General features: G+C 67.3%; 1 protein-coding gene. It reads right to left on the bottom strand.

Going from position 1 to position 975, the window contains the following annotated elements; all coding sequences use genetic code 11:
- The coding region (locus ACFVWD_RS58100) for an enediyne biosynthesis protein (RefSeq protein WP_389607257.1) at positions 1 to 882 on the bottom strand (882 nt) is incomplete at its 3' end.
- Between the last annotated feature and the right edge of the window lie 93 nt (positions 883 to 975).

Consider the following 975-nt stretch of genomic DNA (forward strand, 5'->3'; position numbering starts at 1 on the left):
GAAGTGCAGACCCCACAGGTAGCCTCCGCGGATCAGGCAGACCAGGGCGGTGGCGAAGAAGATGCCGTAGGCGATGCCGAGGCCGGTCAGCACGCCGTACATCGCCGCCACCCCGGCTCCGAAGAAGATCTGGGAGGACCGCTTGGAGGGCGAGGTGCCGGGGTCGGTGACCATGTAGTTGGTGAAGAGCACGAAGGCGACACCGGTCATCATGCCGAGCGCCGCCGGGATGGAGGTGCCCATCACCAGCCCTCGGACGACGGCCTGCACCACGAAGCCGCCGAGCCAGGCCATGATCAGCCACATGCGGCCGGTCAGCTTCGCGTTCAGCATGGTGCCCAGGACCAGGATGATCGCGGGGAGGACCCAGTCGGCCGGGCCGTACAGGTACTCGGTGAAGTGGTAGGGCGGCGCGATGCTCGCCCAGGGGAAGAGGAGCAGGATCACCGCGATGCCGAAGTTCGACGGGTTCATGTAGTGCCGCATGCGGCCCTTGAGCGGGGCCCGCAGCACCCACTTCGTGCCGACGGCCACGACGACGCCGAAGACCATGACCCAGACGCGGTCGTTGACGTAGGTCAGCATGTTCACGGCGAGACCGGTGATGTGGGCGGGGAAGAGGAACTCGACCATCCCCTTGAACCCCCCGCCGGCGTAGCGGGGGGCCCGCTTGTCGACGCGGGCGCTGACGGCCTCCAGCGCGATCTCCACCACGTAGGCGGTGAAGATCGCGATGAAGGGCCACAACCAGGGCTGTTCGAAGCCGAGGAAGGTGTACCCGGCGATGTTGAGGATCGAGATCGAGATCGCGAACCGGCGCAGGGCGGTGGTGACCTTCACGTCGTGCCGGGGGGCGGCCGTGAGCGTCTTGGTTTCGGGCACGGTCACTTCTCCTTCACGTCGGCGCCGAGTTCCAGCGAGTGCCTGCCGGGAGCCAGCTGGAGGTCCTTGTTGCGCACCTGCCCGGTGCGGTCA

The sequence above is a fragment of the Streptomyces sp. NPDC058086 genome, assembly GCF_042885015.1.
Lineage (GTDB): Bacteria > Actinomycetota > Actinomycetes > Streptomycetales > Streptomycetaceae > Streptomyces.